The organism is Vibrio sp. ZF57, from assembly GCF_001691235.1.
Lineage (GTDB): Bacteria > Pseudomonadota > Gammaproteobacteria > Enterobacterales > Vibrionaceae > Vibrio > Vibrio crassostreae_C.
Genome location: NZ_MAKD01000087.1, coordinates 1 through 3,679, shown reverse-complemented (window position 1 = coordinate 3,679; position 3,679 = coordinate 1). Strand labels below are relative to the sequence as shown.

Annotated in this window: 4 protein-coding genes; 2 read left to right on the top strand and 2 right to left on the bottom strand. The window is 42.8% G+C overall.

What is annotated here, in order from left to right; translation table 11 throughout:
• On the top strand, positions 1–307 hold a 307-nt coding region (locus A6D97_RS13040; RefSeq protein ID WP_139074298.1), incomplete at its 5' end, for a transposase.
• Between the two features lie 399 nt (positions 308–706).
• Here the strand turns inward: A6D97_RS13040 and A6D97_RS13035 are convergent.
• The gene (locus A6D97_RS13035) at positions 707–1,165 is read right to left on the bottom strand and encodes a GNAT family N-acetyltransferase (RefSeq protein ID WP_065584560.1); all 459 of its coding nucleotides are present in this window, start codon (positions 1,163–1,165) and stop codon (positions 707–709) included.
• A 112-nt stretch (positions 1,166–1,277) separates the two neighbouring features.
• On the opposite strand from A6D97_RS13035, the gene A6D97_RS13030 reads away from it, so the two are divergent.
• Complete coding sequence (locus A6D97_RS13030) at positions 1,278–2,306, top strand: IS110 family transposase (RefSeq protein WP_065584559.1); 1,029 nt, start codon at positions 1,278–1,280, stop codon at positions 2,304–2,306.
• 342 nt (positions 2,307–2,648) lie between these two features.
• Here A6D97_RS13030 and A6D97_RS13025 read toward each other — a convergent pair whose 3' ends face one another.
• Positions 2,649–3,638 (bottom strand): hypothetical protein, encoded by a 990-nt coding sequence (locus tag A6D97_RS13025; protein ID WP_065584558.1) that lies wholly within the window; start codon positions 3,636–3,638, stop codon positions 2,649–2,651.
• Between the last annotated feature and the right edge of the window lie 41 nt (positions 3,639–3,679).

The following is a 3,679-nucleotide window of genomic DNA, read 5'->3' as shown; positions in this document are numbered from 1 at the left end:
TGATAAAAGCCGTGATTTCTCTGCTTGGCTAGGACTCGTACCAAAGCAATATTCCACAGGAGGAAAACCTCGCTTAGGCCGAATAACCAAACACGGTGATAAATACTTACGAACACTATTAGTTCATGGCGCAAGGACCGTGATTGCCAACCTTGGCGACAAGCAAGATAAGTTAAGTCAGTGGTGTCGCGGCGTTCTAGAACGAAGAGGAATGAACCGAGCAATAGTGGCACTGGCCGCGAAGAACGCACGAATTATATGGTCGCTTTTACACAATCAAACCGAATATGAAAACTATGCTGCTTAAGTAGAAACCTAAGCAGCATAGAGAGTTAAACCCACCGGGTCATTGCAGACGCTAATGATGGAGATAGGTTAAGACCACTTGCGGAGAGCCTGTTAATGCGGCGGACACACTAGATGTCATCTAACGAATAAGGCACCGCAGTCGCGCAAAGTCATCAGGGCCACGACGTATGCGAATCGTCGATAAGTAGGCCGAATGTAGAGCGGCAGTCCAAAACCCATCAACATAAGTTTAGCGGATGTTTGACAACCGGGGGAATCCATGTAGCCGCATTAAGGGGTGAACAACACCACCACCTAACCTAAACCATTGTGCCGTAAACACTAAAGCCAGTTCAAACCAAAACTGCCAAGCGTTGTGAATCCCTCTTGAATGCTTTGTTATATGCTGAACCCACACCTAGAAGTAACTTGGTATCGAACCGTCAAAACCAAAAGAGTCACTTGGGGCATACATGCAATTGGCCCCCTCAATTGTGATGAAGCCAAGCCTGCTATAAAACTGGTGGTCAATATCGCTATGTAAAAATATGGCTGTACAGTTCTGATTTGCGAACAAGTCTGCTTTCACAAGGTTAATCAAGTGGGAAGCATAACCTTTGCCTCGAAAGCTTTGAGGTGTAGCGAGAGAGCCTATACCAAAGCAACCGCCTTTAAGGCCAAATAAATTCTGATAGATAACGAGGGACGATAGAATTTGCTCATTTTCTATTAGCACATGCCAAGTTCCAGCTTGATACTTTTTGCTGCCACGACAAGCGGATAAATATTTTTCATAGGAAAGCCCGTCACTCCACGCATCAAAGCCGATAGCGTAAATAGCGTCAAGCTCATGAACTTTTGCTTCTCTCAAATGCATCCTTGCGACTTCCTAAATTGACTAAGGCATATAACGAATGATATGGACTCCCTGTACCTGACACTCTGCGTGCCATACTTACTTAGTACACGCTGAAGAACTGGAGGTTACTATGTCCACCATTCAAACTATTGGCGTTGACCTCGCCAAGAATGTATTCAGTATTCACGGCGTTGATGCATATGGCAAGTGCGTCCTACGCAAAACTGTCAAAAGAAACAAACTCTTAGACACATTCGCGAAGTTACCTCCCTGCCTCATCGGTATGGAGGCGTGCTCTGGTGCACACCACTGGGCGAGAGAGCTACTGAAACTAGGTCATAACCCGAAAATTATGGCGTCCAAATTCGTTATTCCATATCGACAAAATGAGAAGAACGATGCCAATGACGCAGAGGCCATCTGTGAAGCGGTATCTAGACCCAGAACACGATTTGTCTCTATAAAAAGTGAAGAGCAACAAGCTGTGCTTTGCCTGCACCGTATTCGACAGGGGCTAATTAAAACAAGAACGGCGACTATTAACCAGCTCAGAGGTTTGCTTTCCGAATTTGGTATTGTGATGCCTCAGGGGCGCTACTCGGCTCAAAACACTATTGGTAGTGTCCTTGAAGATGCAGAAAATGGTTTGCCTATACTCGCTCGAGAGCTACTTCAAGATCTATCGAACAAGATTCAACACCTTAACCTAGAAGTATTGCACTATGATCGTAGAGTCTCTGCTTTAGTTCGTGAGATGGCTTCAGCCAAAGCCCTCATGGATATTCCAGGTGTCGGTGAACACAGTGCAAGTGCCATTGTCGCGACCGTCAATGACGCCAAACAATTTGGATCTAGCCGCCAATTTGCCGCTTGGATAGGGTTGGTTCCAAGACAATACTCAACAGGTGGTCATGTTCATCTTGGTCGCATCAGCAAAAGAGGCGAAAAACATATTCGCACTCTACTTATTCATGGCGCAAGAGCCGTTATTGCACGATGTAAAGAGAAAACCGATCGCAACAGTATTTGGTTAAATCAACTCGTTGAACGACGAGGTTATAAACGAGCAGCTGTCGCCCTAGCAGCAAAAAATGCTCGTATAATATGGGCATTATTAACAACAGGAAAAGAGTACAAGATTAACTATGTAAACGGTTAACACTCACCGAGTCAAAGCAATAGCAAATGATGACAATACGACCAGACCGAGATGCCTAAACCTGTTTAATTGGGAAGTAATAAATACTGTTTAACGAATGAGGCTGGCATCAAGCGAATATCATCAAGGTGACGGAACGATTCCGATTAAACACCGAATGTAGAGCTGCTGTCCGATCCACTGTTGTCAGCGGGAGCTATTGTTGACAAAAGAGGGAGTCCATGTAGCCCAATTAAGGGGTGAACAACGCCTCCACCCAAACCTAACGCATTGTGCCATAAACACTAAATTCGAAGTAGAAGCAAAAATGCCAAGCGTTGTGAATCCCTCTTAAATTGCTTGTTATATGGGGATTTCCACAATGTTTGAACTATCGCCATTATAATCTAATGAGACGCTTCCACTTAATATTTCAGACTTATTCTTGCGAATATGTAAATTAATTTTTTGCAATGCTAGACCGTCATGCAGCGAAAGCCACTTGCCTATTATGTCTGATTTTGGGGGTAATTCTTGCTCTTTTCTGTTTCGAGTTAAAATGTCGTTTATACCAGCTGCACTCATATCAACAAGGCTTACAAGTTCTCTATGCCACTTCGCTTCAACAGCTCCCTGTACACAGAAATTCAAAAACTCAAAACCATCCTTAGTATACAATGGTAAAACTCTATCAAGTAGCTTGATAAAATCCTGTCGGATTTTTTCATTGCTCTGAGGGTAAAAGTCATCCTCATTGTCTGACATCCAAAATATAATTTTATCTTTGGACAAAAGTGTAGCTGACAAAAATGAGAACAAATGCGCAACTCGCAGTGTTGTTTCGATGCTGCTTTTGGGGATATTTGAGAAGCCACCATCTGACAGTACTTTCTGTAAATGCTTCTTACTATTTCGTTGTTGGTCTGTAAATAATGAATTTATATTCTTATCAACGCAAACATTTATAAGAACTCCTGGAAGTTCATTATTTGAGGTCCTCAATGCTTCATTCGCTACCTTAAACATGCGTTCATTATGACCCATTTTCTTGAAAGAGATCTCCCCTCGCTCGAAGTCATAGATCTTTCTGGCTCGGTCAACTTTGTTATAAAAAATACCCGTTGTATCAATTGGCGTAAACAAAAAACTGTAGACGTTATAATCACCGTTCGTTTTTCCTGAATAGTCAGAATATACCGCGAAGGATTTATAAGGCGATGAGTCAAATATCTTATCTATTCCTTCAAAACAACGAACTAGGATATGACCTAATTCGTTATGTTCATGCATCTTTGGAAAACAAATTTTTCTATACATCTCTGTGACCTCTCCTCCCCATATAACGAATGACATGGATTCCCCCTACCGAGGATCTGCCACACTTATGTGGTACT

Bases quoted from the DNA above. Each gene is read 5' to 3' on its own strand.
- A6D97_RS13035 (WP_065584560.1), bottom strand. From the start codon at position 1,165: ATGCATTTGAGAGAAGCAAAAGTTCATGAGCTTGACGCTATTTACGCT.
- A6D97_RS13030 (WP_065584559.1), top strand. From the start codon at position 1,278: ATGTCCACCATTCAAACTATTGGCGTTGACCTCGCCAAGAATGTATTC.
- A6D97_RS13025 (WP_065584558.1), bottom strand. From the start codon at position 3,638: ATGTCATTCGTTATATGGGGAGGAGAGGTCACAGAGATGTATAGAAAA.